18 protein-coding genes and 3 tRNA genes are annotated in these 25,979 nt (G+C 68.1%); 9 read left to right on the top strand and 12 right to left on the bottom strand.

All coding sequences use genetic code 11. The annotated features are described in order from the left end of the window. Positions 1-267 precede the first annotated feature (267 nt). From Q0P60_RS02310 to Q0P60_RS02300, 3 genes are all read right to left on the bottom strand, one after another. Positions 268-3,300 carry a ligand-binding sensor domain-containing diguanylate cyclase gene (locus Q0P60_RS02310; RefSeq protein ID WP_294987810.1) on the bottom strand — a complete coding sequence of 1,011 codons (3,033 nt, stop codon included), beginning with the start codon at positions 3,298-3,300 and terminating at the stop codon, positions 268-270. Positions 3,301-3,477: 177 nt separating this feature from the next. Further along, positions 3,478-4,887: an ATP-binding protein gene (locus Q0P60_RS02305; protein ID WP_294987808.1), complete on the bottom strand. Its 1,410-nt coding sequence runs from the start codon at positions 4,885-4,887 to the stop codon at positions 3,478-3,480. A gap of 6 nt (positions 4,888-4,893) precedes the next feature. Further along, positions 4,894-5,622 carry a response regulator gene (locus Q0P60_RS02300; RefSeq protein ID WP_294987806.1) on the bottom strand — a complete coding sequence of 243 codons (729 nt, stop codon included), beginning with the start codon at positions 5,620-5,622 and terminating at the stop codon, positions 4,894-4,896. Positions 5,623-5,826: 204 nt separating this feature from the next. Between Q0P60_RS02300 and Q0P60_RS02295 the strand changes: the two genes are divergently transcribed. The 3 genes from Q0P60_RS02295 to Q0P60_RS02285 are packed head-to-tail and all read left to right on the top strand — an operon-like array spanning position 5,827 to position 10,459. Further along, complete coding sequence (locus tag Q0P60_RS02295; RefSeq protein WP_294987804.1) at positions 5,827-7,068, top strand: efflux RND transporter periplasmic adaptor subunit; 1,242 nt, start codon at positions 5,827-5,829, stop codon at positions 7,066-7,068. Beyond that, positions 7,065-9,023: a MacB family efflux pump subunit gene (locus Q0P60_RS02290; protein ID WP_294987802.1), complete on the top strand. Its 1,959-nt coding sequence runs from the start codon at positions 7,065-7,067 to the stop codon at positions 9,021-9,023. The genes Q0P60_RS02295 and Q0P60_RS02290 overlap by 4 nt, the downstream gene beginning before the upstream one ends. Further along, positions 9,020-10,459 (top strand): efflux transporter outer membrane subunit, encoded by a 1,440-nt coding sequence (locus Q0P60_RS02285; RefSeq protein WP_294987800.1) that lies wholly within the window; start codon positions 9,020-9,022, stop codon positions 10,457-10,459. Before Q0P60_RS02290 ends, Q0P60_RS02285 begins: the two co-directional genes overlap by 4 nt. A gap of 109 nt (positions 10,460-10,568) precedes the next feature. Here the strand turns inward: Q0P60_RS02285 and rlmB are convergent, their stop codons facing one another. The 3 genes from rlmB to rnr all read right to left on the bottom strand — a co-directional run bounded on the left by rlmB (position 10,569) and on the right by rnr (position 14,482). After that, the gene (rlmB, locus tag Q0P60_RS02280) at positions 10,569-11,312 is read right to left on the bottom strand and encodes a 23S rRNA (guanosine(2251)-2'-O)-methyltransferase RlmB (RefSeq protein WP_294987798.1); all 744 of its coding nucleotides are present in this window, start codon (positions 11,310-11,312) and stop codon (positions 10,569-10,571) included. A gap of 143 nt (positions 11,313-11,455) precedes the next feature. Further along, the gene (locus Q0P60_RS02275; RefSeq protein ID WP_294987796.1) at positions 11,456-11,938 is read right to left on the bottom strand and encodes a GFA family protein; all 483 of its coding nucleotides are present in this window, start codon (positions 11,936-11,938) and stop codon (positions 11,456-11,458) included. Positions 11,939-12,022: 84 nt separating this feature from the next. Then, the gene (gene rnr, locus Q0P60_RS02270) at positions 12,023-14,482 is read right to left on the bottom strand and encodes a ribonuclease R (RefSeq protein WP_294987794.1); all 2,460 of its coding nucleotides are present in this window, start codon (positions 14,480-14,482) and stop codon (positions 12,023-12,025) included. A gap of 128 nt (positions 14,483-14,610) precedes the next feature. Here rnr and Q0P60_RS02265 point away from each other — a divergent pair. Next, positions 14,611-14,695: transfer RNA gene (locus tag Q0P60_RS02265), tRNA-Leu, on the top strand. A gap of 183 nt (positions 14,696-14,878) precedes the next feature. Beyond that, positions 14,879-14,963, top strand: a tRNA-Leu gene (locus Q0P60_RS02260). A gap of 57 nt (positions 14,964-15,020) precedes the next feature. Here the strand turns inward: Q0P60_RS02260 and Q0P60_RS02255 are convergent. Further along, positions 15,021-15,767 carry a sulfite exporter TauE/SafE family protein gene (locus Q0P60_RS02255; protein ID WP_294987792.1) on the bottom strand — a complete coding sequence of 249 codons (747 nt, stop codon included), beginning with the start codon at positions 15,765-15,767 and terminating at the stop codon, positions 15,021-15,023. A gap of 99 nt (positions 15,768-15,866) precedes the next feature. On the opposite strand from Q0P60_RS02255, the gene Q0P60_RS02250 reads away from it, so the two are divergent. Together Q0P60_RS02250 and Q0P60_RS02245 are read left to right on the top strand one after the other, a co-directional pair. Then, a complete protein-coding gene (locus Q0P60_RS02250; protein WP_294987790.1) occupies positions 15,867-16,766 on the top strand; it encodes a LysR family transcriptional regulator in 900 nt (299 codons plus the stop codon). 50 nt (positions 16,767-16,816) lie between these two features. Beyond that, positions 16,817-16,901, top strand: a tRNA-Leu gene (locus Q0P60_RS02245). A gap of 184 nt (positions 16,902-17,085) precedes the next feature. On the opposite strand, the gene emrB is transcribed toward Q0P60_RS02245, so the two are convergent. From emrB to emrR, 4 genes are read right to left on the bottom strand one after another with little or no spacing between them, the layout of a single operon-like run. Further along, positions 17,086-18,672, bottom strand: a complete 1,587-nt coding sequence (gene emrB, locus Q0P60_RS02240) for a multidrug efflux MFS transporter permease subunit EmrB (protein ID WP_294987788.1) — start codon at positions 18,670-18,672, stop codon at positions 17,086-17,088. 7 nt (positions 18,673-18,679) lie between these two features. Next, a complete protein-coding gene (gene emrA / locus Q0P60_RS02235; protein ID WP_294987786.1) occupies positions 18,680-19,858 on the bottom strand; it encodes a multidrug efflux MFS transporter periplasmic adaptor subunit EmrA in 1,179 nt (392 codons plus the stop codon). Positions 19,859-19,869: 11 nt separating this feature from the next. Further along, the gene (emrC, locus tag Q0P60_RS02230; protein ID WP_294987784.1) at positions 19,870-21,363 is read right to left on the bottom strand and encodes a multidrug efflux transporter outer membrane subunit EmrC; all 1,494 of its coding nucleotides are present in this window, start codon (positions 21,361-21,363) and stop codon (positions 19,870-19,872) included. After that, the gene (emrR, locus tag Q0P60_RS02225; protein ID WP_014036527.1) at positions 21,360-21,803 is read right to left on the bottom strand and encodes a multidrug efflux system transcriptional regulator EmrR; all 444 of its coding nucleotides are present in this window, start codon (positions 21,801-21,803) and stop codon (positions 21,360-21,362) included. The genes emrC and emrR overlap by 4 nt, the downstream gene beginning before the upstream one ends. Positions 21,804-21,975: 172 nt before the next feature. On the opposite strand from emrR, the gene Q0P60_RS02220 reads away from it, so the two are divergent. Next, complete coding sequence (locus Q0P60_RS02220; protein WP_294987781.1) at positions 21,976-22,857, top strand: helix-turn-helix transcriptional regulator; 882 nt, start codon at positions 21,976-21,978, stop codon at positions 22,855-22,857. 59 nt (positions 22,858-22,916) lie between these two features. Further along, the gene (gene parC / locus Q0P60_RS02215) at positions 22,917-25,160 is read left to right on the top strand and encodes a DNA topoisomerase IV subunit A (RefSeq protein WP_294987779.1); all 2,244 of its coding nucleotides are present in this window, start codon (positions 22,917-22,919) and stop codon (positions 25,158-25,160) included. A gap of 272 nt (positions 25,161-25,432) precedes the next feature. On the opposite strand, the gene bfr is transcribed toward parC, so the two are convergent. Then, positions 25,433-25,921, bottom strand: a complete 489-nt coding sequence (gene bfr / locus Q0P60_RS02210; protein WP_294987777.1) for a bacterioferritin — start codon at positions 25,919-25,921, stop codon at positions 25,433-25,435. Positions 25,922-25,979: the final 58 nt, after the last annotated feature.

Genomic DNA, 25,979 nt, shown 5'->3' with positions numbered 1-25,979 from the left:
TGCCGTCCACGCAGGGCGTGGATCTACTGCCGTCCACGCAGGGCGTGGATCTACTGCCGTCCACGCAGGGCGTGGATCTACTCCGGTTGCGCTTCTGGTGGGTGCCGACCGTGGGTCGGCACGCTCTGGCCGGGCCAGCTGCCCATCCACGCGTGGCGTGGATCTACTGCCATCCACGCGTGGCGTGGATCTACTGCCATCCATGCAGGGCGTGGATCTACTCCGTGCCGACCGTGGGTCGGCATTGCCGGTCCCCGGCATGGAGGATCAACCGATGCTGGTACGGTCCCGCCCGTCGCTCTTGGCGCGGTACAGCGCGCGGTCGGCACGCTGGTACAGCAGCGCCGGGGTGCGGTCGTCGGCGTCCAGTTCGACCAGGCCAGCGCTGAAGGTCACCCGCAGGCCGTCCACGTCGGCCCAGTCGGGATGGTCATGGAACAACCCACGCAGGCGCGCGCACAGCTGCGCGGCTTCCTCCAGCCGGGTGTCGTTGAGCAGCAGCGCAAATTCTTCGCCGCCGGTTCGCGCCGGCAGGTCCGAGTCGCGGCACGCTGCGGCGATCAGCCTCGCCACCTGCACCAGCACCGCATCGCCGATGCTGTGGCTGTGACGGTCGTTGACGTCCTTGAAGTGGTCGATGTCCAGCACCACCAGGCACAGCGGATGGCCGCTGCGCTGCGAACGGGCGAAGTCGCGGGCCAGGGTTTCGTCGAAGCCACGACGGTTGGCCAGCCCGGTCAGCGCATCTTCGCGTGCCTGCCGCTCGAACGCCTCGGCCTGCCGCGCCAGGCGTTCGGCCAGCTCGGTCTTCTCCTGGTTCAGCGCCTGCAGGTGCACGGTCTTGGCCTGCAGGTCGAACGTCGCTTCGTCCACGCGCCGCGCCAGGCGCAGGTTGCTGGCCTTGAGCTGCTGCAGCAGCAGGCGGTACAGCGCCACCAGCCCGGCCAGCAGCAACAGGCCGCCAAGTACCTGCACGCTGCGGCGTTGCCACCAGAACGGCTGCACGGTGAAGCTCCACACCGCCTCCTGCTGGCCCCACGCGCCGCCGGGATGTGCCGCCGCCACATGCAGGGTGTAGTCACCCGGCGGCAGGCCGACGAACTCGACGCTGCGCTGCGGGCCACGCTCGACCCAGCCGGCGTCCAGGCCCTCCAGCCGCGTGCGGTAGCGGATCCGGTCGGACATCAGGTAGCTCAGGCCGACATAGCTCACCGCCAGCCGGCGGCCACCCGGAATGTAGTTGCGTTCCGGGCCTTCCCAGTGCACCGGCGCACCGTCCACCTGCACGCTCTCGATCGCGGCTGGCGGCGACGGGCGTTCGCGGAAGCGCTGCAGGCGCTGCGGGTCCACCGTGCTCAGGCCGCCGGCGGTCACCACCCAGAACGTGCCATCCTGGCGCAGGATCGCTGACGGCCCCGAGCTGCCATTGGCCTGCGCGTTGGCCATGCCGTCGATTTCGTTGTAGCGCTCCACCACCACCCGCGGCGCGCGGCCATCGGCCACGGCGTTGAGGGTGGCCATGTCGGTACGCAGCACGCCACGGTTGCTGCTGATCCACACATTGCCGAGCCGGTCCGGGACCAGCTGGAACACCGCATCCACCGGCATGCCCTGCTCCAGCCCCACCCGCGCCAGCCGGCCGTCACGCCAGCGGTACAGCCCACGGTCGCTGCTGATCCACATCGCGTCGCCGAGCTGGTGGAAGCCGAATACGCTGCGGCCACCGCCCATCGGCGCCAGGTCGATCGACTGCACGTGCTCGCCGCGCAACACGCGGATGCCTTCGATGGTGCCGATCCACAGGTTGCCCTGGTGGTCATGCTCGAGCGCCGTGATCAATCCGCCAGGCATGCCGGCCACGTTCGACACCTGCACGTGGTCGCCATCAATGCGCACCACGCCCTTCTGCGTGCCGGCCCAGACCACGCCCTGCGGGTCGACGCTGATCGCGCGGATGTTGCCGCCAGGCATGCCATCGGCGGCGGCATAGTTGTGGCGCAGGCTGCCATCGCGGCCGAGGCGGTAGACGCCATCACCGAAGGTGCCCACCCACAGGTCACCCTCCGGCCCCTGCGCCAGGCTCAGCACCGAGGGCGCCTTGCCGCCGCGGTTGTGCAGCGGCACCGCGCGGAAACGGCCGTCGGCGGTCTGCAGATCCAGGCCACTGGCGCTGCCAACCCAGAGCTGACGATCACGGTCCTCGAACACGGTGCGCACGTAGTCGCCACTGAGGCCATCGCGCTCGGTGTAGCTGCTGAACAGCGTCTCGCGCAGGCGGTACAGGCCGCCGTTGGCCCCCACCCAGATGCTGCCTTCGGCGTCCTCGCGCAGGCTGACCACGCGCCCGCCCGGCAGGTTCAGCCCGGCCGGCAGCCGCTCCAGCCCATGCGTGGAAATGCGCAGCAGGCCCTGGTTCTCGGTGCCCAGCCACAGGTCGCCATGCCGGTCCTGCAGCATCGCGGTCATGTGCAGCTGGCCGGGCAGCCGGTGCACCAGCACCAGCTGGTCGTCCTCCACCCGGTACAGGCGCTCGCCGGCGACAATCCACAGCGCGCCATCCGGCGCCCGGTACGGCCACGACAGGCCACTGCCGGCACCCAGCCCCCACGCCGCGGGTGCGCGCTTGAGCACGCCGTCGTTGTCGCGCAGCACCAGCCCGTCAAGCGTGCCGATCCAGACCCGGTCCTGCGCGTCGACCACCAGCTTGGTGAAGCTCATCGCCATCGGCAGGTCGGCCGCCGGCGGCTGGTAGACGATGCCCTTGTCCGGCACCAGGTAGCCGATGCCCTTGCCTTCGTACAGCAGCCACAGGCGGCCCTGGCTGTCCATCTGCATCGACTGGATCAGCACCTGCGGGGTACCGGCCTGGTGTTCCCAGACCCGCCACTGGCCGTCATTGCCCCGATGGCTGACATTGCCGCGCGAATCACTGATCCACAGCCCGCCCTGGCGATCGACCAGCAGCGCGCCGATGCCGTTGTCGCGCAGGCCGGGGCGGGTACTGCGGTCGAACACGGTGAAATCCAGCCCGTTGTAGCGCACCAGGCCTTCCCAGGTGGCGAACCACAGATGGCCTTCGGGCGTCTGTGCGATGTCGCGCAGCGAGTTGTGCGGCAGGCCGTTGCGCGAGGTCCAGACATCGATGGCGTAGTCGCGCAGCGGCGGTGCACCTTCCTGCGCGGCCAGCGGCAGCGCCAGCACCAGCACCAGCAGCAGCCCCAGCAGGCCCCGTTGCAGTGCCTGCCTGATGTTCGATACGCAGCGCCGCATCCGGCGGCCGTTGTCCCCCGTCCCGCCCATCAGCGCAGCGGCAGTGGCCAGCGGGGGCGGCAGGGCGTGGTCGCGTGCGGGAACGGCCGGTCAACGCGGGACGGCGTGCCGGCAGGAACAGGCTGGCTCATCGGGGAGAGGCTGGGGAGATGCGCAGATGATAGGGCAAACCCTGCCCCGGGCGTCACCGCCACCGTCCACGCGCGCTCAGCCGGCGCGGCCCGGCGGCACCACCTGGGCACTGGCCGGCCACTGCACCACCGCCTCCAGCCCGCCTTCGGCACGGTTGCGCAGCCACAGGCGCGCGCCGTCCTTTTCAGCCAGCGCCCGGGCGATGGTCAGGCCCAGCCCGGCACCGCCGGTTTCGCGCGAACGCGAGGTTTCCACCCGCACGAACGGGTCGAACACCGCTTCCAGCTGTTCCTCTGCCAGGCCGGGGCCGTCGTCGGCCACCCTTACGGTGATCGCGCCACCACTGCGCTCGACCCGCACCCGCACGCGGTGCGCGTACATCACCGCGTTGTCCACCAGGTTGGAGAACAGGCGATGCATGGCCAGCGGGCGCAGCATCAGCACCGCCCCGGTTCCGCCCTCGAAGACGACATCGGCACCGCCTTCGGCCGCGTCCTCGACGATGCTCTCCAGTAGTGAATCCAGATCCAGCGCGGCACGCTGTTCGGCACTCTCGGCGCTGCGTGCCAGTTCCAGGCCCTCGCGGACCAGGGCCTGCATCGCCGCCAGGTCACCGATCAGGCGCTCGCGCAGGGCCTCGTCGGTGACGTTCTCCAGGCGCAGGCGCAGGCGGGTCAGCGGCGTCTGCAGGTCATGGGTGATCGCCGCCAGCATCTGCGTGCGCTCGGCCAGATGGCGCTGCAGGCGATGCTGCATGGCGTTGAAGGCTTCGGCGGCGCGCTGCACTTCGCGCGGCCCGCGCAACGGCAGGGGATCGCGCTGCAGGTCATCGCCCAGGTCTTCGGCGGCCGCTGCCAGTTCCTGCAGCGGTGCGCTGGCCATGCGCGCGACGATGTAGGCCAGCACCGCGATCGCCAGCACCAGCAGGGTCAGGAACCACGGATCCACGGCGAGGATGCCGTTGTGCGCCACCGCCGGCGAATCCAGCGCCAGTTTCAGCAGCGTGCCATCGTTGAGGGTCACGTCGACCGCGCGGCACTTGGGCGGGATGAACGCCGGATCGCGCTCGCGCGGGTGGCGGCGGTGCCCGGGCGGTGGCGGCGGCAGCAGATCCTGCAGCTTCGGGATGCAGGAACGGAACGAGGTGAAGTGCACATGCGCGCGCGCCACCGGGCCGGGGCGGTCATCCAGCACTTCCATCAGCGCGGTATCGACCCGGCCCAGGCGCGCGCCGGGCTGCAGCGCGCGCACGCTGGGCCCGCCGATCTCGAGCAGGCGCTCGCGCAGTTCCGGGTTGCCGTCCAGCAGGTTGACGTAGCCCTGCAGGCGGTCGGCGATGCGGTTCAGGTTCTGCCGCTCGAACTCCTGCTGGCGCTTGGAGGTGGCCAGCATGGTCGCGCCGATCGCAGCCACGCTCATGCCCAGCAGCAGGATCACGAACAACCGCCCGACCATCGAGGACAGGAAATGGCGCAGGCGCTTCATCGCGGTTTACTCCAGGGTCACCGACGAGGCCAGCACGTAGCCTTCGTTGCGCACGGTCTTGATCAGGCCATCGGGACCACCGTCATCCCCCAGCTTGTTGCGCAGCCGGCTGACCTGCAGGTCGATCGCGCGGTCCTGCGCCTCGTAGTTGCGGCCACTGCTGAGCGCCACCAGCTGCTCGCGCGACAGCACCTTGTTGGCATGCGCGATGAATACCCGCAGCAGGCGGAATTCGGCGCCGGACAGCACCACCACGCGGTCGTCCGGGTCCACCAGGTGGCGATGCTCCAGGTCGAACACCCAGCGCGAGAAGCGCGCACGGCGCACCGCCAGCGGCTCCAGGTTGGCCGGCAGCGCCTCGGTCCGGCGCAGCACGTTGCGGATGCGCGCCAGCAGCTCGCGCGGCTCGAACGGCTTGGCCAGGTAATCGTCGGCGCCCATTTCCAGGCCCAGCACGCGGTCGATCGGCTCGGCGCGCGCGGTCAGCATGATCACCGGCGTGTTCGAGCGCGCACGCAGGTCACGGCACAGGGTCAGCCCGTCCTCGCGCGGCAGGTTGAGATCAAGCACGATCAGGTCCACATGCTCGCGGTCCAGCAGCTGGCGCATCGCAGTGCCGTCGGCGGCCGTGCTCACCTGGTAACCGGCGCGGCCGAGCTGTTCGGCCAGCAGGGTGCGGATGTCGTTGTCGTCGTCGACGATCAGCAGTCGATGCATCGGGTTTTCAGTCTCCATGTCGCGATCATCCCGTGTCGGCAGCTGAACCGCATCCGGGGCAATGCGTACCAGTGTATCCAGCCGGGGACGGGATACCTGTGGTTACGCGTATTCACCGACAGTGTTACATAGAGACATACCCCGAGGATTGAGCCCGCTGTCGCCCGATCTTCACAATGCCCACCAACGCCGCCCGCGCGGCCCCGAGAGTGAAGCCACGACGTGAAGTTCCGCCTGCTGCCCGCGACCCGGCGGGGTCGCCTGATACTGATCGCCCTGCTTGCCCTGATCGTTGCCGTGGCCGCCTGGTGGCTGCTGCGCAAGCCCGCCGCCCCTGCGGTGGCAACCACCCCGGTCAGCCGCGGCGACATCGAGCAGACGGTGGAGGCCACCGGCGTGATCGACGCCTACAAGCTGGTCAGCGTTGGCGCGCAGGCCTCGGGCCAGATCAAGTCGCTGAAGGTGCAGCTGGGCGACACGGTGAAGGAAGGCGACCTGATCGCCGAGATCGATGCGACCACCCAGCAGAACCAGGTGCTCAACGCACAGGCCTCGCTGGACCAGGTCACCGCCCAGCGCGCCGTGCAGCAGGCCACCCTGCGCCAGGCCGAGCTGGAATTCGCCCGCCAGCAGCAGATGCTGGCGGCCGAGGCCACCTCGCGCCAGGAATACGATGCGGCCGAGGCACAGCTGAAGACCGCCCGGGCCCAGCTGCAGTCCTACGAGGCGCAGATCAAGGGCCGCCAGACCGAGCTGGGCACCGCGCGCGCCAACCTGGCCTACACCCGGATCACCGCGCCGATGGACGGCACCGTGGTGGCGGTGGTGGCCGAGGAAGGCCGCACCGTGAACGCCAACCAGACCGCTCCGACCATCGTCATGCTGGCACGGCTGGACGTGGTCACGGTCAATGCCGAGATCTCCGAGGCCGACGTGGTCAAGATCAAGGCCGGCATGCCGGTGTACTTCACCACGCTGGGCGACCCGGACCGCAAGTACCACGCCCAGCTGCGCCAGATCAATCCGGCGCCGGCCTCGATCGTCAATGAGAACTCGTCCAGTTCCAGCAGTTCGTCCAGCTCCAGTTCCAGCAGCGCGGTCTACTACAACGCGCTGTTCGACGTGGAGAACCCGGACGGCACGCTGCGCATCGACATGACCGCGCAGGTCTCGGTACTGCTCAAACAGGCCAAGGGCGTGCTGATGGTGCCGGCGGTGTCGCTGGGGCCGAAGCGCCGTGGCGACGAGCGCATGGTGCGGGTGCTGGACGGGAACGGCCAGCCGCAGCCGCGCAAGGTCACCGTGGGCATCAACAATGGCGCCTCGGCCGAGATCCTGTCCGGGCTGAAGGAAGGCGAGCGCGTGGTGGTCGGCGAAGCCAGTGCGGCCGCGGCCGGTGCCGGCAGCGGCAACCGCGGCGGCATGCAGATGCGGGTCGGTGGCCCCGGCATGGGGCGCCGATGAGCACGACGGCGCCGCTGCTGCGCCTGCGTGACCTGCGACGCGAATTCCCGGCCGGCGACGATGTGATCGCCGTGCTGCGCGACGTCAACCTCGACATCCACGCCGGTGAGATGGTGGCCATCGTCGGCCAGTCCGGTTCCGGCAAGTCGACGCTGATGAACATCCTCGGCTGCCTCGACCGCCCGACCCGCGGCAGCTACCAGGTGGCCGGCCGCGAAACCGGGAAGATGGAACCGGACGAGCTGGCCGAACTGCGCCGCGAGCATTTCGGCTTCATCTTCCAGCGCTACCACCTGCTCGGTGACCTGGATGCACGTGGCAACGTGGAAGTGCCGGCGGTGTACGCCGGCAGCCCGGGGCCGGTGCGCAACGCACGTGCCGAGCAGCTGCTGCAACGGCTGGGCCTGGCTGACCGCATGCACCACAAGCCGGGCCAGCTGTCCGGCGGCCAGCAGCAACGCGTGTCCATCGCACGCGCACTGATGAACGGTGGCGAAGTGATCCTGGCCGATGAACCGACCGGCGCGCTCGACACCCGCTCCGGCGAGGAAGTGATGGCCATCCTCGGCGAGCTGCATGCCGAAGGCCACACCATCATCATCGTCACCCACGACATGAGCGTGGCCGAGCACGCGCAGCGCATCATCGAGATCCGCGATGGCGAGATCATCGCCGACCGCGCCAACCCGAACGCACCGACCTACCGTGCGCAGCGCGAGGCCAGCACCGGAGTGGCCCGCGGCAACAGCTGGCGGGCCGCCCGCGACCGCTTCACCGAAGCGTTCCGCATGGCCCTGCTGGCGATGAACGCGCATCGGCTGCGCACCTTCCTGACCATGCTCGGCATCATCATCGGCATCGCCTCGGTGGTCTCGGTGGTAGCGCTGGGCAACGGCTCGCAGCAGCAGATCCTGCAGAACATCAGCGCACTGGGCACCAACACCATCGATGTCTATCCCGGCCGTGGCTTCGGCGACATGCGCTCGGCACGCGTGCAGACGCTCAAGGCCAGCGATGCCGATGCACTGGCCAGCCAGAGCTATGTGGACAGCGCCACCCCCAGCGTGTCCAGCTCGGTCACCGCGCGCTACCGCAACCAGTCCTCCACCGCCCAGGTCAGCGGCGTTGGCGAGCAGTTCTTCCGGGTCAAGGGCGTGACCCTGCTCAGCGGCAGCTTCTTCGACCGCGATGCGGTGAAGGGACTGGGCCAGGTGGCGGTGATCGACGAGAACACCCAGGCCCAGTTCTTCCCCGATGTCGACCCGGTCGGCCAGGTCATCCTGCTCGGCAACGTGCCGGCACGCGTGGTCGGCGTGGCCAAGCGCCAGAGCTTCGGCTTCGGCGGCAGTACCAGCCTCAGCGTGTGGGTGCCGTACACCACGGTGATGTCGCGCATGCTTGGCCAGAGCCACGTGTCCAGCATCACCGTGCGCGTGGACGATGACACGCCGATGGATGCCGCGCAGGAGGCGATCACCCGCCTGCTGACCCTGCGTCACGGAACCGAGGATTTCTTCCTCAGCAACAGCGCCGAGATCCGCCAGACCATCGAGCAGACCACGCGCACGATGACCCTGCTGATCGGTGCGATCGCCGCCATTGCGCTGCTGGTCGGCGGCATCGGCGTGATGAACATCATGCTGGTGTCGGTGACCGAACGCACCCGTGAGATCGGCGTGCGCATGGCCGTGGGTGCACGGCAGAGTGATATCCGCCAGCAGTTCCTGATCGAAGCGGTGCTGGTGTGCCTGCTTGGCGGCGTGCTCGGCATCGGCCTGGCCTTGCTGCTGGGCTCGATGATCGGCCGCTTCGCCAGCGACTTCCAGGTGCTGTTCTCCACCGCCTCGATCGTCGCCGCCTTCGCCTGCTCGACCCTGATCGGCGTGGCATTCGGCTTCCTGCCCGCGCGCAACGCCGCGCAGCTCGATCCAGTGGAGGCCCTGGCCCGCGAATGAAGAAGATGACCCGACTGCCCTTCCCCACTCCCGTGCGCCTGCTGCTGGCGGGCGCCGTAGTACTCGCCCTGTCCGGCTGCGCGTCGGTCGGCCGCTATCCGGTACAGGACCCCAGCGTCGCCGCCACCTATGGGCGCGGCGACGCCGTGCTCAATGCACCGGCCGACGACCCGCGCAGCAGCCTGGATACGCCGGGCCGCGACATCCGCCAGGACACCTGGTGGACCGGCTTCGGCGATGAACGACTGGACCGGCTGGTGGCGCAGGCGCTGGTCGCCAACAGCGACCTGGCCGCCGCCGGGCTGGCCGTGCAGCGCTCGCGCCTGCAGGCCGGCATGGCCAGCAATGCGCTGTGGCCGCAGCCTTCGTCCTCCGGCGTAAGCGGCAGCGCCAGCCGCGCCACCGACCAGGCCGACGCTTGGCGGCGCAGTTATTCCACCGGCATCTCGCTGGGCTGGGAAGTGGACCTGTGGGGCCGCCTGCGGACGCAGCGCGACATCGCCCGCTGGGAAGCCGAGGCCAGCGAGGAAGACCGGCAGAACACCGCCCTGCTGGTGATCGGCGACACCATCACCCAGTACTGGACGCTGGCCTACCTCAACCAGTCGATCGCCACCGGCCAGGCCAACCTGGAACGGCTGGAGCGCACCCGTGAACTGGTGCAGGCGCGCTTCGATGCCGGTGCGGTATCGCGCCTGGAAGTCCGCCAGGCACTGCAGAACCTGCAGTCGCAGCGCTCATCGCAGAGCGCGCTGGAACAGCAGCGGGTGGAGGTGCGCAATGCGCTGACCGTGCTGCTGGACGGCACGCCCTGGCCGCAGCAGGACGAACCGCAGGATCTGCTGGGCGCACGCAGTCCCGCCATCGCCGAGGGCCTGCCGACCGACCTGCTCGGCCGTCGTCCCGACCTGCGCGCGGCCGAGCTGCGCCTGCGCAACAGCCTGAAGAACATCAAGGTCACCGCCACCCAGTACTATCCGGCGCTGAGCCTGACCGGCAGCCTGGGCTCCAGTGCAGGCTCGCTGGGCGATGTGCTGCGCAATCCGGTGGCCACGTTGGGCGCTGGCCTGTCACTGCCGTTCCTCAACCTGCAGCGCGCGCAGCTGGATACCGATATCGCCGGTACCGCCTACCAGATCGCAGCCACCAACTTCCGCAAGACGCTGTATACCGCGCTGTCCGAGGTGGACAACGCGCTGTCCGCACGCGAGCAGCTGGCCCGCCAGGTGGCGGCATCGCAGGCGTCCTACGACGAAGCGGTGGAAGTGGAGCGGGCGCAGGAGGTGCGTTACCGCGTCGGTGCTACCGATCTGCGGACCTGGCTGGAAGCGCAGCAGACCCGGCGCGATGCCGAGCTGTCGCTGGCGCGCGTGCGCCAGGGCCAGCTGAACAACGACGTCACCCTGTTCAAGGCCCTGGGCGGCAGCGCGGGGTAACGTCTTCTGTAGAGCCGAGCCCATGCTCGGCTCTACACGCAAAAAAAAGGGGGCAGATCCCTCCCCCTCGGGAAAAGGGATCTGACCCCGATCACGTCGTAACGGCCGATCAACCGCGCTGGCGCACGGCCTCGAACAGGCTGACGCCGGCAGCGACGGAGACGTTCAGGCTCTCGATCTCACCCGGCATCGGGATCTTGACCAGGCCATCGCAGTTCTCGCGGGTCAAGCGGCGCAGGCCATCGGCCTCACCGCCCAGCACCAGGGCGATGTTGCCCTTCAGGTCCAGGTCGTACAGCGACGCGGTGGCTTCACCGGCCAGGCCGTAGATCCACACGCCCTGCTTCTGCAGGTCCTTCAGGCAACGCGACAGGTTGGTCACCGCCACCACCGGAATGCGGTCGGCGGCACCGGCCGAGGTCTTGCGCACCGTGGCATTCACCGTGGCCGACTTGTCCTTGGGGATGATCACCGCGGTAGCGCCGGCCGCAGCTGCCGAGCGCAGGCAGGCGCCCAGATTGTGCGGATCCTGCACCTCGTCCAGTACCAGCAGCAGGGCCTTGCCCTCGGCCGCAGTGACCAGGCCTTCCAGCTCGTTCTCGCTGTAGGTACGGGCCGCGGCATAGCGCGCGGCCACGCCCTGGTGGCGTACCGCACCACCGACACCGTCCAGCGCCTGGGCGGTCACCCGGCGCACGTCGATGCCCTTGCGGCGGGCGTTTTCCTCGATTTCGGTCAGGCGCGGATTCTTCGCACCGGCCTCGACCAGCACTTCGCGGACGTTCTCGGCGTCGTTCTCGATGGAGGAGGCGACGGCGTTGACGCCGACGATCCACTGGCTGTTCTTGCTCATGCGGGCGGGGACCGGAAAGGGGGTGGCTATGGTAGAGCATCGGCGGGCCGGGTGCTGCGGCCTCTCTGCAGCGCCGGGCCCATGCGCGGCGGGCCCGACCCTGCGGACAGGCAGCCGAGCGTGGGCTCGGCGCTACAGATCGGTCAGCGGCTGCGCGGCGGCCAATGGGGCGTGTCGTGGTCCGGGTGCTGGTGCGACACGATCGTGGCCAGGAATTCCAGCGCCGCGACGTCTTCTTCGGTGCGCCGGGCCGGCAGGCTTGCCAGCGCGTCGACGAACGGCAGCTTGCGCTCGACGCCGTACTGGATCGTCGGCGGCAGCCGTTCAGGTTCATCGAAGGCACCGGCGGCGATCGCCACCCCGTCAGGCGCCTCGTAGGTCAGCGGCGTGCCGCAGTCGGCACAGAAGCCGCGGCGTACCACGTTGGACGACTGGAAATAGCGCGGCTGGCCACGGGTCCAGCTGAACTGCGCGTCGCGTACCGACACCAGCGGTGCGTAATAACCGCCGAAGGCCTTCTGGCACATCCGGCAATGGCAGATCGAGCTGTCGGTCAGCGCTCCGCGTGCCTGGAAGCGGATCGCGCCGCATTGGCAGCCGCCGCTGTATTCGGGTTGGCCCTGCATGGTGGGTTCCTCCGAAACGTCGTGCCAACCCACGGTTGGCACCTATCGGGTGAGGTGGGTGCCGACCGTGGGTCGGCACGCCTTTCAATATTGCTTCTTGGCGCGCTTGGCCGGCTTGCCACGTTCGGGCAGCGGCGGCAGGCCCTCGCCTTCCTCCTCGCCCTTGTGCTCGACCAGGCGGAAGTCGATCTTGCGCTCTTCCATGCTGGCCTTCAGCACCAGGATCCGCACGCGGTCGCCCAGCCGGTAGCTGCTGCCACGGCGTTCGCCGGTCAGCGTCTTGCGGGTGGCGTCGAACTTGTAATAGTCCTGCGGCAGCTGGGTTACGTGGACCAGGCCCTGCACCTTGGACTCGTCCAGTTCAACGAACAGGCCGAAGCTGGTCACGCCGCTGATCACGCCGCCGAACTGGCCGCCGACGTGCTTTTCCATCCACGCCGCACGGTAACGCTCGTCAACCTCGCGCTCGGCCTCATCGGCACGGCGCTCGCGCTCGGAGCACTGCAGCGCCAGCGCGGCCATCTCGCGCGCGTTGTAGGTGAACTTGTCCAGCGGCTTGCCGGACAACGCGTGCTTGATCGCACGATGCACCAGCAGGTCGGGGTAACGACGGATCGGCGAAGTGAAGTGCGCGTACGCCTCAAGCGCCAAACCGAAATGGCCGTTGTTGTCCGGGCTGTACACCGCCAGGCTCTGGCTGCGCAGCAGCACCGATTCCAGCAGCGTGGCATCGGGCCGATCGCGGATCTTCTTCAACAGCTTGGTGTAGTCACCCGGGCGCACCTTCGACCACGGCGGCAGGCTCAGCTTGAACTCCTTGAGGAATTCCAGCAGGTCAGCGTACTTGGTCTCCGGCGGCTTCTCATGCACGCGGTACGGGGCCGGCACATGGCGCGACAACAGGTACTTCGCCGCCTCCACGTTGGCCGCGATCATGCATTCCTCGATCAGCTTGTGCGCGTCGTTGCGCACCAGCATGCCGGCCTGGGTGACTTCGCCGCGATTGTCCAGCACGAAACGCACTTCGCTGCTTTCGAATTCAATCGCACCGCGCTTGGCACGCGCCTTGGCCAGCACCTTGTACAGCTGGTGCAGGCGCTGCACCTGCGGCAGCAGCGGGCCGATCACCGACTTCGCCTCGGCATCATCCTCACCCACCGCCTTCCACACCTGGGTGTAGGTCAGGCGCGCGTGCGAGTTCATCACCGCTTCGTAGAAGCGCGAGTGGGTGACCTGGCCGTCGCGGTCGATCTGCATGTCGCAGACGAAGCACATGCGGTCGACCTTCGGCATCAGCGAGCAGATGCCGTTGGACAGCGTCTCCGGCAGCATCGGCACCACGAAACCCGGGAAGTACACCGAGGTGGCGCGCTTCTGCGCTTCCTCGTCCAGCGGCGTGCCCGGGCGCACATAATTGGACACGTCGGCGATGGCCACCACCAGGCGGAAGCCCTCGGCGTTCGGCTCGCAGTACACCGCGTCGTCGAAGTCCTTGGCGTCTTCGCCATCGATGGTGACCAGCGGCGTGCTGCGCAGATCGACGCGGTCGCCGATCATCGCCGGCTCGACCACCAGCGGCACCGAAGCGGCCTCGTCCAGCACGTCCTGCGGGAACTCGAACGGCAGCTCGTGGCCGTGGATGGCGGTCTCCACCACCAGCGACGCGGTCAGCTTGTCGCCGAGCACGGCGATGATGCGGCCGATCGGCGGGCGGCGGCTGTCCGGCGCCTGGGTCAGTTCACAGACCACCAGCTGGCCATCACGCGCGCCACCGGTCTGGTCCGGCGGCACCTGCACGTTGCGCTGCACGCGCTTGTCGTCGGGCACCACATAGTTGATGCCCATCTCGATGCTGAAGCGGCCGATCAGGCGGGTCATGCCGCGTTCGAGCACGCGGGCGATGCTGCCCTCGCGACGGCCGCGATGATCGATGCCGGTGACGCGGGCCAGCACCTTGTCGCCGTGCATCACCTTGCGCATTTCATACGGCGGCAGGAACAGGTCGTCACCGCCCTCGACCGGGCGCAGGAAGCCGAACCCTTCCGGGTTGGCGATCACCACGCCGGTGACCAGGTTCAGGGTCTGGATCGGGGCGAAGCCGCCGCGCCGGTTCTGCACCAGCTGGCCGTCACGGACCATGGCACCAAGCCGGCGCGACAGCGCCTCGGCCCGATCCGGAGCGGTCAGGCCCAGGCGCGCACCGAGTTCCTCGGCGGTCTGCGGACCTTCGCAGCGCTCCAGCAGGGCCAGGATGGCCTCGCGGCTGGCAATCGGCTGCTCGTACTTTTCGGCTTCGCGGGCGGCATAGGGATCGTCGATCACCTTGCCGGTCGGCGGCAGCCGGCGGCCCGGTGCCGGGCCCGGCGCCTCAGCGGCGCGGCTCTTGCGGCCACGCGGCGGTGCGCCACCTTCATTCAATTCGGGGAACCAGCCCGGCAACGGCTTGCCCGGCTTGGTGGTGCGGGCTGCGCCCGCCTTGGCGCCCTTCTTCGGGGCCTGGCTGCGGGACTTGCTCCCGCCCTTGCTTGGTTTTTTGGTAGTCATCGCCCTACATGGTAGCCGCTGCAGGCGTGCAGAACGGGTCAGCGACGGCCTTGAAGGCAGTGCGTGAAAAAAATCCAGGAAGTCGTTGACAGCCTGCAGATTCATCTTCACAATTGCGCCTCTGGAACGCCCAGGTGGCGGAATTGGTAGACGCACTAGTTTCAGGTACTAGCGGGTAAAACCGTGGAGGTTCGAGTCCTCTCCTGGGCACCAACGAAAAAACTCCTCGCTTCGGCGGGGATTTTTTTTGCCTGCAATCCGGCACCGGGGACGAATCCCTTTCCGCCAGCAAGGGCCGCTGCCCCTGCAGCGCACGCGAAGCCGCACCCGGGCCGGACGCTGATGCAAAAGGTGTTGACACCCCCGTAACATCACCCCATAATCTCGCTCCTCGACGCCCAGGTGGCGGAATTGGTAGACGCACTAGTTTCAGGTACTAGCGGGTAAAACCGTGGAGGTTCGAGTCCTCTCCTGGGCACCACGTCGAGAATGAGAAAAACCCGCGAAAGCGGGTTTTTTCATGCCCGCACTCCGGGCATCAGAACAACGGCCGCAGCACCAGCTCCAACCCGAGCAGCAGCAGGAATCCCAGGAAGCAGGCGCGGAACACGCGCGCACTGATCCGCTGCCGGATCACCTGCCCCAGCCACATGCCCAGCAGTGCCGGCACCACCGCCAGTGCGCTCAACCCCAGCTGCTGGATGCCGAATGCCCCATGCAGCACCAGGCCGGTGGTCAGCGAAATCGTCGACACGGTGAACGCCAGGCCAAGCGCCTGTACCAGCTCTTCGCGCTGCAGCCCCAATGACTGCAGGTACGGCACCGCCGGCATCACGAACACCCCGGTGGCGCCGGTCACCACGCCGGACAGCGCACCCACCAGCGGACCCAGCCAGCGCTCGCGCTGCTGCGGCACGCGGAACACCGGTGCAAGCAATGCGTAGGCTGCGTAGACCACCAGCGCTACGCCCAGCGCGCTGCGCGACCAGCTGCGATCAACCCGCACCAGCAGCGCCGCTGCCGCCAGCGTGGCAACCACCACGGCCAGCATCATCGGCCACAGCCGGCGCACGATGTGGCCCAGCGATGGGCCGGACAGCAGCTGCCATGCATTGGTGACAAAGGTGGGAATGAACAGCATCGAGGCCGCCGCCACCGGCGACAGCGTGCTGCCCAGCAGGCCCATCGCCACCGTCGGCAGACCCATGCCGGTCACCCCTTTGACCACCCCGGCCAGTACGAACACCACCACCAGCAGGGCATAGAAATAGGTCGTTTCGTTCATGCCTGCATTGGATCGGGCAGGCCGCAGGCGCACAATGCGGTCTTACCGGCTCCGCCTTCGGCTGACCCGAAGGCTCTGGCCCCGCGAAGAGGGCATCACATGCGGATGGACATCGCCGACCTGCGCCTGTTCCTGGCGATTGCCGAGGCCGGCAGCATCACGGCTGGCGCGGCCCAGGCCAACCTGGCACTGGGCTCGGCCAGCGAGCGCCTGCGCACCATCGAAGCCGATGCCGGCACCACGCTGCTGAACCGCCATCCCCGCGGCGTCAGCCTGACCGAAGCCGGCGCCGCCCTCGCCCACCATGCACGGTTGATCCTGCAGCAGCAGGCGCAGCTGCGCGGCGAACTGCAGGCCTTCGCCCACGGCGCGCGCGGCACCCTGCACCTGTATGCCAACACCGCGGCACTGACCAGCTACCTGCCCCCACGGCTCGCACCCTGGCTGGCCGAACGGCCCCGCCTGCATGTCGAACTGCTGGAACGCACCAGCCCCGAAGTCGTGCGCGCGATCGGCGCCGGACAGGCCGAAGCCGGCATCATCAGCGATGCCGTTGACGCCGCCGGCCTGCAGCAACACGTGGTTGCCGAAGATCCACTGGTGATGCTGCTGCCCGCCGGCCACCGCCTCGCGTCCCAGCGCACGCTCACGTTCGCAGACATGGCGGGCGATACCTTCGTTGCCCTGGCCGATGGCAATGCACTGCAGACCTACATCGAAGACCAGGCCAGCGACATCGGTCGCCGCCTGGACGTGCGCATCCGCATGAAAACCTTCGAAGGTGTCTGCATCATGGTCGGCCACGGCATCGGTGTCGGCATCGTGCCGCGCAGCATCGCCCGCCAGCATCGGCGCAGCACGCATACGGTTGCCGTGCCGCTGGCCGATGCCTGGGCGCAACGTCGCCTGTGCGCCTGTTTCGCCGACTGGACCCGGCTGTCACCCGCCATGCGCAGCCTGCTGCGCCACCTGGGTGTCGATGCAGGAAAAAACACGTGAAATGTTGTTGACACATCCGCGATCGTCCTCCACAATTCATCTCCTGAGTCGCCCAGGTGGCGGAATTGGTAGACGCACTAGTTTCAGGTACTAGCGGGTAAAACCGTGGAGGTTCGAGTCCTCTCCTGGGCACCACGACTCAAGATGATCAAACCCGCGAAAGCGGGTTTTTTCGTTTCCGGGGTCTGCACCGCCAACCCAATGGCGACGCTCATCCACGCATGCCGTGGATGCAATCCGCGGGCATCGCACCGCAAACAAAAACAAAAACCCCGCCTTGCGGCGGGGTGAAGAACAGCACAGTGTTTCCAGGGAGTTTTCAGTGCCCGCCGCCGGCGGCGGCGCCTGCGCCTGCACCGAACGGCGGCTTGGCCAGCCACAGGAACGCGATGATCGCCAGGAAGATCCAGCCCAGCAGGAAGAAGATGTCGTTGAAGCCCATCTGCGACGCCTGGTGGTTGATCATGTTGTTCAGTACCGCCGCGCCATGTTGCAGGTCGCCCTGCCCCATCGCCGTGACCTGCTCCTGCATGCCCGGCTGGTAGGCCGAAACATGCTCGGTCAGGTCGGCGTGATGCACCTGGGTGCGCCGCGCCCACAGCCACGTGGTCAGCGACGCTGCGAAGCTGCCACCCAGCGTGCGCAGGAACGTGGCCAGGCCGGAGCCCGCCGCGATCTCGCGGCCATCCAGGTCCGAGAGCAGGATCTGCAGCACCGGCATGAAGAACAGCGCGACGCCGATGCCCATGATCAGCTGGACGCCGGCCACGTGCATGTAGTCCACCTGCAGGTTGAAGTTCGAACGCAGGAAGCTGGTCATCGACAATACGATGAAGGCCACCGTGGCCAGCATGCGCATGTCGAAGCGCGATGCGTACTTGCCCACGAACGGCGTCATGATCACCGGCAGGATGCCGATCGGCGCCGTCGCCAGGCCCGCCCAGATCGCGGTGTAGCCCATGTCGCGCTGCAGCCACTGCGGGATCAGCAGGGCCACGCTGAAGAACGCCGCATAGGCCACCACCATCGCCAACGTACCGGCACGGAAGTTGCGGTGACGGAACAGCTTCAGGTCGACGATCGGATCCTTGTCGGTCAGCTCCCAGATCAGGAACACGGTCAGCGTCACCACCGCGACGCAGGCCAGCACCACGATCTTCATCGACGAGAACCAGTCCTCGTCATTGCCGAGGTCGAGCACCAGCTGCAGTGCACCGACGCCGATCACCAGGGTGATCAGGCCGACGTAGTCCATCTTCGGCTTCTCGATCTGCTCCGGGCGCCCCTTCAACTGGTTGCCCACCACCAGCGCGGCGAAGATGCCCAGCGGCACGTTGATCAGGAAGATCCATTCCCAGCTGTAGTTGTCGGTGATCCAGCCACCCAGGATCGGGCCGCAGATCGGCGCCACCACGGTGATCATCGCCAGCAGTGCCAGCGCCTGCCCGCGTTTCTCGCGGGGATAGATCGAGACCAGCAGCGACTGCGTGATCGGGTACATCGGGCCGGCCACGAAGCCCTGCAGCGCACGCGACAGCACCAGCATGCCCATGCTCTGCGCCAGCCCGCACAGCAGCGAGGTGATGACGAAGGCCAGCGTGGCCCAGACGAACAGCTTGCGTTCACCGAAGCGACGGCTGAGCCAGCCGGTCAGCGGCAGCGCGATGGCCGTGCTGACCGCGAACGAGGTGATGACCCAGGTGGCCTGCTGCGAACTGGCACCGAGGTTGCCGGCGATGGTCGGCAGCGAAACGTTGGCGATGGTGGTGTCGAGCACCTGCATGAACGACGCCATCGCCAGGCCCACGGTGCACAGGGCGACGCTGGGCGGCAGGAACCCGGAGGCCGCACCCGGCGCCGCCGGTGCGCCCGGAGCGCCGGGCGCGGCTGGAGCTTGTGCGGACATGGCGACCTCAGCCCACCTTCGACTGCTGCGGCAGGTTGCCCTGGATGATCGTGTGGATCACCTCGTCGGCATCATGCAGCTGCTTGGCATACACGTCGGTGTCGAACACCGTGCCCTTGGCCGGCGCGCTCGGCAGCACTTCGCCCTTCTGGTCGCGCAGGCTCACTTCGGCCTTCATCGACAGGCCGATGCGCAGCGGGTGCTCGGCCAGCTGCTTGGCATCGATGGCGATGCGCACCGGCACGCGCTGCACGATCTTGATCCAGTTGCCGCTGGCGTTCTGCGCCGGCAGCAGCGAGAACGCCGAGCCGGTACCCAGACCCAGGCTCTGGATACGGCCCTTGTACTTCACGTCACCGGCGTACAGGTCCGACTTCAGTTCCACTTCCTGGCCCAGGCGCATGTGCCGCAGCTGGGTTTCCTTGAAGTTGGCCTCGACCCACATCTGCTCGGTCGGCACCACCGCCATCAGGGCATTGCCCGGCTGCACGCGCTGGCCGACCTGCACCGAACGGCGGGCGACGTAGCCGGCGACCGGCGCGACGATGCCGGCACGGGCGTTGTTGAGGAAGGCCTGGCGCAGCTGCGCCGCGGCGGCCTGCACGTCCGGCTGGGTGGCGATCACGGTGTCGTCGACCAGCGCGCGGTTGCGCTCGACGGTTTCGCGCGAACCGGCCACGGCCGCTTCGGCTGCCGCCAGCTCATCACGGGCGTGGGCCAGTTCTTCGTTGGAGATGGCGCCGGTGGCGGCCAGGTCCTTGCGGCGGGCGAAGTCTTCGCGCACGCGCTTCAGGGTCACCTGGCGGGCGTTCAGGTCAGCCTGCGCGCCTTCCACGCTGCGGTACAGGCCGCGGGTCTGGCGCACGGTCTTGGCCAGGTTGGCCTCGGCCTGCTGCAGCGCCACCGAAGTGTCGGACGGGTCCAGCTGCACCAGCAGCTGGCCGCGCTCCACGCGCATGCCGTCATCGGCATTGATGGCGACCACGGTACCGGCCACCAGCGGGGTGATCTGCACCTGGTTGCCCTGCACGTAGGCATCGTCGGTCTCTTCGAACCAACGGCCGAACATGAAGTACCACAGCGCCAGTGCGGCAAGCAGCAGCACGACGATCACGAACAGGCCGCGCAGCAGGTTGCCGCGGCGGTTGGGGGCGGCCGGGGCCGCGGTGTCTTGGGTCTGGCTCATGGCGGGGGTCTTCAGGAATGCGAGGAATCGGAAGGGGAGGCGATCGGTGCGCGGTCGGCGTCATTGGGCTGGAAACCACCGCCCAGCGCCTTGCTCAGGCGCACCGAGGTCTGCACCTGCTGCGACTGCAGGCCGGCCAGCTGCTGCTGCGACTGCAACAGGGTGGACTGCGCGGTCAGCACATCCAGGTAGCTGCCGATGCCGGCGCGGTAGCGCTGCTGGGCCAGGTCGAAGGCGGAACGTGCGGTGTCCACTGCCTGCTGCTGCGAGTGCGCCTGCTGCGCCAACGAGCGCACCGCGTTGACCTGGTCGGCAACGTCGCGCAGCGCGTCGAGCACGGCCTGGTTGTAGGTGGCCACCGCCAGGTCGTACTGCGCGTCGGTGTTGGCCAGGTTGGCGCGCAGCTTGCCGCCTTCAAAGATCGGCAGGCTCAGCGCCGGGCCGATGTAGGCGAAGGTGGAGCTGCTCTTCAGCAGGTCGCCCACGTTCGGTGCAACCACGCCGGCCAGCGCGGTCAGGTTGAAGCTCGGGTAGAACCTGGTCTTGGCGACCTTGATCTGCTTGCCGGCTGCTTCCACGCGCCAGCGCGCGGCCACGATGTCCGGGCGGCGGCCCAGCAGCTCGCTGGGCAGCACGCCCGGCAGCTGCAGTGCCATCGGGTTCAACGGCTGCGGGCGCTGGATCGACAGGCCACGGTCCGGGCCCTTGCCGACCAGTGCCGCCAGCGCGGTGCGGGCGGCATCGATGCGCTGCTGCGCGGCCTGCACCTGCTGCTGTGCGGCCGGCACCCGCGCTTCGGACTGGCGCACCTGCAGATCGCTGTCGATACCGGCGCGGCGGCGCTGGCGGGTCAGCTCCAGCGACTTCTGCGAGCGCGCCAGCTCTTCCTCGGCCACGTCATTGAGCTGCCACGCATAGGCCAGGTCGGCGTAGGCCTGGGTGATGCCGGTGGACAGGTTCAGGCGTGCGGCCTGGGCCTCGACGGTGGCGGCATGTGCGCCATCCACCGCGGCTTCCCAGGCGGCGCGCTTGCCGCCCCACAGGTCCACGCCGTAGCTGAAATCGAACGCGACCTGGCTGCTGCCGCCATAGCGGCCGCCCATCTCACTGCCGACCATTGATTCGGGCAGGCGCAGGCCGGTGTAGCCCCCGGACACCGACAGGCTGGGCAGCTCGTCGGCGCGCGCGGTACCGACCTGGGCCTGGGCCTGGCGCAACCGCGCATCGGCGGCATCCAGGCTCGGGTGACCGGCCAGCCCTTCGGCGACCAGCGCGTCCAGCTGCGTATCCCCCAGCGCCTTCCACCAATCCTGCGCCGGGAAGCCGGTGGCACTCAGGTCGGTATCGGCCAGGGTGCGTTCGCTGTGCAGGCTGTCCACGTCGAGCAGCTGGCCCTGCGGGTTGAGGCCGCGACTGCTGGCGCAGGCAGCCAGGGCCAGGGCCAGCGCTGACACCAGCAGCGCGCGCCCGGACCGGCGGAAAGTGGAATGCGGGATCGGGTTCATGGGGTCGTCAGGGAATCGCGGATTCGGGTAAGGAGGGACAGCAGCAGCGTGCGCTCGTCGGCGGAAAGATCACGTAGTGCGTAATCCATCACCGCGTCGCCACGCAGCTTCAGCCGCGCCCACAACGCGCGGCCTTCATCGGTCAGTACGATCTGCAGTGCACGGCGGTCCTGCGCATGCGGTTCGCGGCGCACGCACCCCAGCGCTTCCAGCTTGTCCAGCAGGCGGGTCACCGCGCTCGGCACCTGGTCGATGGCCTGGGCCAGCTCGTTGGCGGTGCATGGCGCCATGCTGGAAAGCACCTTCAGCCCGATGTAATGGGTGAAGCCGATACCCAGGTCTTCTTCGGCCATGGACGCGTCGAGTTGGCGGACCAGGCCGTCGCGCACCTGGCGCAGCAGCAGGCCGAAGCTGGGGGGAGTGGTTGCAGGACAGATCATGGGGGAGCATTCTCTTCCAAAAAAAATATTTCTCAATGGAAATATTCGATCTGGCATCGAATGCTGTGTTGCAGCAGCGGGCTCGATCAGTGAAGGCGCCTACCTTAATGATCTGGTCAGGTGGCCCGGTAGTACAATCCAGCCAATGGATGACACATTTCAGCCAGTGGATATGATGAACAAGGCAGAAATTCCGGTTCCCAAGCGACTGCTCAGGGATGAAGCACTGGACTGGTTCGAGCGCAACGATGGCCCGCCGGTCGTCGCCTTCCGCTTCGACAGCCCGTTGGGGCTGGTCCGTGAAGTGGACTGGCATCACCACCAGCGCGCGCAGCTGATCTGCGTGGAGCGCGGCCTGCTGACCACCCGCACCTCGCATGGCACCTGGTCGCTGGCACCGGGGTCGGCCGGCTGGATGCCACCGCTGGAGCCGCATACGGTCACCCTCGATGGGCCGCTGCGTGGCTGGGGCATGGCGCTGGCCGCACCGGACTGCACCACCCTGCCCTCCGACCCCTGCGTGCTGGGCCTGTCCAAGCTGGCGCAGGCGCTGGCCGACCGCATCTGCGAGTGGCCGTTGGGCTACGACACCACGCCCGAGCGCCAGCACATCATCGAAGTGCTGCTGGACGAGATCCGCACCGCACCGCGACAGCGCATGCACCTGCCGATGCCGCACGATCGGCGCCTGCTGAAGATCGCCTCGCAGCTGCTGGCCGACCCCTCCGACGAGCGCAGCCTGGCCGAATGGGCGCACTGGGCCGGACTGTCGCCGCGCAGCCTGACCCGCCACTTCCGCGACGAGACCACCCTCAGCTTCGCCCAGTGGCGGCAGCAGGCCCGCCTGTCCGAGGCCCTGCGCCAGCTGACCGACGGCCGCAGCGTGGCCGATATCGCCCATGCGCTGGGCTTCAGCAGCGCCAGCGCCTTCGTCACCGTGTTCCGCCGCCACTTCGGGTTGCCGCCGGGGCGCTACCTGGCGCGCGCCGGCCACGGCCTGGAAACCGCGCTCGACCCCGCGCGCGGCTTGGCATCCCCGGCCGCATCCGGATAATCACAGGATTGCGAGCGGCGACCGCCGTCGCCGCCTCCCGACATAGGTAACAACGCCGCATGACCGAACTTGCCCGCCCCGTGTTCCACGGATTCGAACAACTGCCGCTGCGCGAGTATGCCGAACGCGCGTACCTGGACTACTCGATGTACGTGGTCCTGGATCGTGCCCTGCCGTTCATCGGCGACGGCCTGAAGCCGGTGCAGCGCCGCATCATCTATTCGATGAGCGAGCTGGGCCTGAATGCCGCCTCCAAGCCGAAGAAGTCCGCGCGTACCGTCGGCGACGTCATCGGCAAGTACCACCCGCACGGCGACAGCGCGTGCTACGAGGCGCTGGTGCTGATGGCGCAGCCGTTCTCGTACCGCTATCCGCTGATCGAGGGCCAGGGCAACTTCGGCTCCAGCGATGATCCGAAGTCGTTCGCGGCGATGCGTTACACCGAATCCAAGCTGACCCCGATCGCCGAAGTGCTGCTGGGCGAACTGGGCCAGGGCACCACCGACTGGGCGCCGAACTTCGACGGCACCCTGCAGGAACCGACCTGGATGCCGGCGCGCCTGCCGCACCTGCTGCTCAACGGCACCACCGGCATCGCCGTGGGCATGGCCACCGACGTGCCGCCGCACAATCTCAACGAGATCGTCAGCGCGCTGCTGCACCTGCTGGACAATCCCGAAGCCAGCGTGCGCGACCTGTGCGAGCACGTGCAGGGCCCGGACTACCCGTCCAGCGCCGAGATCATCACCGCGGCCAGCGATCTGCGGAACATGTACGAGACCGGCAACGGCAGCGTGCGTGCGCGTGCGACCTTCACCAAGGAAGCCAACAACATCGTGGTCACCGCGCTGCCGTTCCAGGTGTCGCCGTCGAAGGTGATCGAGCAGATCGCCGCGCAGATGCGTGCCAAGAAGCTGCCGTGGCTGGAAGACGTCCGCGATGAATCCGACCACGCCAACCCGGTGCGCGTGGTGCTGGTGCCGCGCTCCAACCGCGTCGACGCCGAGCAGCTGATGGGCCACCTGTTCGCGACCACGGACATGGAGCGCAGCTACCGCGTCAACCTCAACGTGATCGGGCTGGACGGCCGTCCGCAGGTGAAGAACCTGAAGATGCTGCTCAGCGAATGGCTGACCTTCCGCAGCAACACCGTCACCCGCCGCCTGCAGCACCGCCTGCAGAAGGTCGAGCGCCGCCTGCACCTGCTGGAAGGCCTGCTGGTCGCCTTCCTCAACCTGGACGAGGTGATCGACATCATCCGTACCGAGGACGAACCGAAGGCCGCGCTGATCGCGCGCTTCGGCCTGTCCGAAGAGCAGGCCGACTACATCCTGGAAACCAAGCTGAAGCAGCTGGCGCGCCTGGAAGAGATGAAGATCCGCGGCGAGCAGGACGAACTGGCCAAGGAGCGCGAGAAGATCCTCGGCATCCTCGACAGCAAGGCCAAGCTGAAGAAGCTGATCCGCGACGAACTGACCGCCGATGCCAAGAAGTTCGGCGACGCCCGCCGTTCGCCGCTGGTGCAGCGCCAGGCCGCGCAGGCCATCGACGAGACCGAGCTGGTGCCCAGCGAGCCGATGACCGTGGTGTTGTCGGAGAAGGGCTGGATCCGCGCCGCCAAGGGCCACGACGTCGATGCCTCCGCCCTGTCCTACCGCGATGGCGACGCACTGCAGGGCGCGGTGCGCGCACGCAGCACCCAGCAGGTGGCGTTCCTCGACAGCGAAGGCCGCGCCTATTCGACGCCGGTGCACACCCTGCCGTCGGCGCGCGGCAACGGTGAGCCGCTCACCGGCCGCTTCTCGCCGGCGCCGGGCACCAGCTTCGTGACCCTGGCCAGTGCCGAACCGGAGACCCGCTTCGTGCTGGCCTCCAGCCACGGCTACGGCTTCGTGACCCGCTTCGAGAACCTGATCGGCCGCAACAAGGCCGGCAAGGCGATGCTGAACCTGTCGGCCGGCTCGTCGGTGCTGACCCCGTCGGTGGTCGCCAACGTGGCCACCGACCGCATCGTGGCGGTGACCAGTTCGGGCAACCTGCTGGCGATCGCCGCCAACGACCTGCCGGAACTGGACAAGGGCAAGGGCAACAAGATCATCGAGATCCCGAAGGCCAAGCTCGCCACCGAGCGCGTGGTCGCCATCGTGGCGATCAGCCCGGGACAGACCCTGCAGGTCCGCGCCGGCCAGCGCACCATGGGCCTGAAGTTCAACGAGCTGGACACCTACCTTGGCGCCCGCGCCACCCGCGGCCACCTGCTGCCGCGCGGCTGGCAGAAGGTGGAAGGGTTGTCGGTGGAATGACCCGGCGTGCCGGTCGCTGGCCGGCACCTGCGGACACGAAAAAGCCGGGGCATGCCCCGGCTTTTTCGTTGTCGGCTGGCGGGCGGTGGAGCAGCTGGCGGGCGAAGGCTGGCTGGCGGTGCTCCGGTGCTGGCTGGCGACGTGACGCTGTGCTTCTGGTAGCGCCGACCGTTGGTCGGTTGCTTCCTGTTTCTGGTAGCGCCGACCGTTGGTCGGCTGCCTTTAGAAGAGCAGCCGACCAACGGTCAGCCCTACCGAAGGCCGCCGCCCGGTCAGTGCGCCGGAGCGCCGTTGCCGTCGATCTTGCTCAGCTGGTACAGCTCCAGGCCGATGCGCTTGATCAGGCCCAGCTGCTGCTCCAGCCACCAGGCATGGTCTTCCTCGGTGTCCTTCAGCTGCGCGAGCAGGATGTCGCGGCTCACGTAGTCACCCTGCTCCTCGCACAGCTTCATGCCGGCGGCGAGATTGTTCCGGACCGCGTATTCAGTATCCAGGTCCTTCTGCAGCATCTCTTCCACGGTCTTGCCCGGCTCGGTGGCGTGCGGGCGCATGTCCGGGTCGCCGCCCAGGAACAGGATCCGGCGCAGCAGCGCATCGGCGTGCTGGGTTTCCTCTTCCATCTCGTGGTTCAGGCGTTCGTACAGCGCGAACAGGCCCTGGTCCTCGTAACGGCGGGAGTGGATGAAGTACTGGTCGCGGGCAGCAAGCTCGCCGCGCAGCAGTTCCTTCAGGCAGGCGATGACGTCCGGGTTGCCTTTCATGGGGGGGCTCCTGTGAATCGATGCTGCATAGGGTGACGCATTTCCGGCGACGGTGATC

Source organism: uncultured Stenotrophomonas sp., from assembly GCF_945952405.1.
GTDB lineage: Bacteria > Pseudomonadota > Gammaproteobacteria > Xanthomonadales > Xanthomonadaceae > Stenotrophomonas.
This window is presented reverse-complemented; position numbering and strand designations above follow the sequence as displayed.

Excerpts from the sequence above, each read along its gene's own strand:
- Q0P60_RS02310 (WP_294987810.1), bottom strand. The coding sequence starts at position 3,300 with ATGGGCGGGACGGGGGACAACGGCCGCCGGATGCGGCGCTGCGTATCG.
- Q0P60_RS02305 (WP_294987808.1), bottom strand. The coding sequence starts at position 4,887 with ATGAAGCGCCTGCGCCATTTCCTGTCCTCGATGGTCGGGCGGTTGTTC.
- Q0P60_RS02300 (WP_294987806.1), bottom strand. The coding sequence starts at position 5,622 with ATGGAGACTGAAAACCCGATGCATCGACTGCTGATCGTCGACGACGAC.
- Q0P60_RS02290 (WP_294987802.1), top strand. The coding sequence starts at position 7,065 with ATGAGCACGACGGCGCCGCTGCTGCGCCTGCGTGACCTGCGACGCGAA.
- Q0P60_RS02285 (WP_294987800.1), top strand. The coding sequence starts at position 9,020 with ATGAAGAAGATGACCCGACTGCCCTTCCCCACTCCCGTGCGCCTGCTG.
- rlmB (WP_294987798.1), bottom strand. The coding sequence starts at position 11,312 with ATGAGCAAGAACAGCCAGTGGATCGTCGGCGTCAACGCCGTCGCCTCC.
- Q0P60_RS02275 (WP_294987796.1), bottom strand. The coding sequence starts at position 11,938 with ATGCAGGGCCAACCCGAATACAGCGGCGGCTGCCAATGCGGCGCGATC.
- rnr (WP_294987794.1), bottom strand. The coding sequence starts at position 14,482 with ATGACTACCAAAAAACCAAGCAAGGGCGGGAGCAAGTCCCGCAGCCAG.
- Q0P60_RS02255 (WP_294987792.1), bottom strand. The coding sequence starts at position 15,767 with ATGAACGAAACGACCTATTTCTATGCCCTGCTGGTGGTGGTGTTCGTA.
- Q0P60_RS02250 (WP_294987790.1), top strand. The coding sequence starts at position 15,867 with ATGCGGATGGACATCGCCGACCTGCGCCTGTTCCTGGCGATTGCCGAG.
- emrB (WP_294987788.1), bottom strand. The coding sequence starts at position 18,672 with ATGTCCGCACAAGCTCCAGCCGCGCCCGGCGCTCCGGGCGCACCGGCG.
- emrA (WP_294987786.1), bottom strand. The coding sequence starts at position 19,858 with ATGAGCCAGACCCAAGACACCGCGGCCCCGGCCGCCCCCAACCGCCGC.
- emrC (WP_294987784.1), bottom strand. The coding sequence starts at position 21,363 with ATGAACCCGATCCCGCATTCCACTTTCCGCCGGTCCGGGCGCGCGCTG.
- emrR (WP_014036527.1), bottom strand. The coding sequence starts at position 21,803 with ATGATCTGTCCTGCAACCACTCCCCCCAGCTTCGGCCTGCTGCTGCGC.
- Q0P60_RS02220 (WP_294987781.1), top strand. The coding sequence starts at position 21,976 with ATGATGAACAAGGCAGAAATTCCGGTTCCCAAGCGACTGCTCAGGGAT.
- parC (WP_294987779.1), top strand. The coding sequence starts at position 22,917 with ATGACCGAACTTGCCCGCCCCGTGTTCCACGGATTCGAACAACTGCCG.
- bfr (WP_294987777.1), bottom strand. The coding sequence starts at position 25,921 with ATGAAAGGCAACCCGGACGTCATCGCCTGCCTGAAGGAACTGCTGCGC.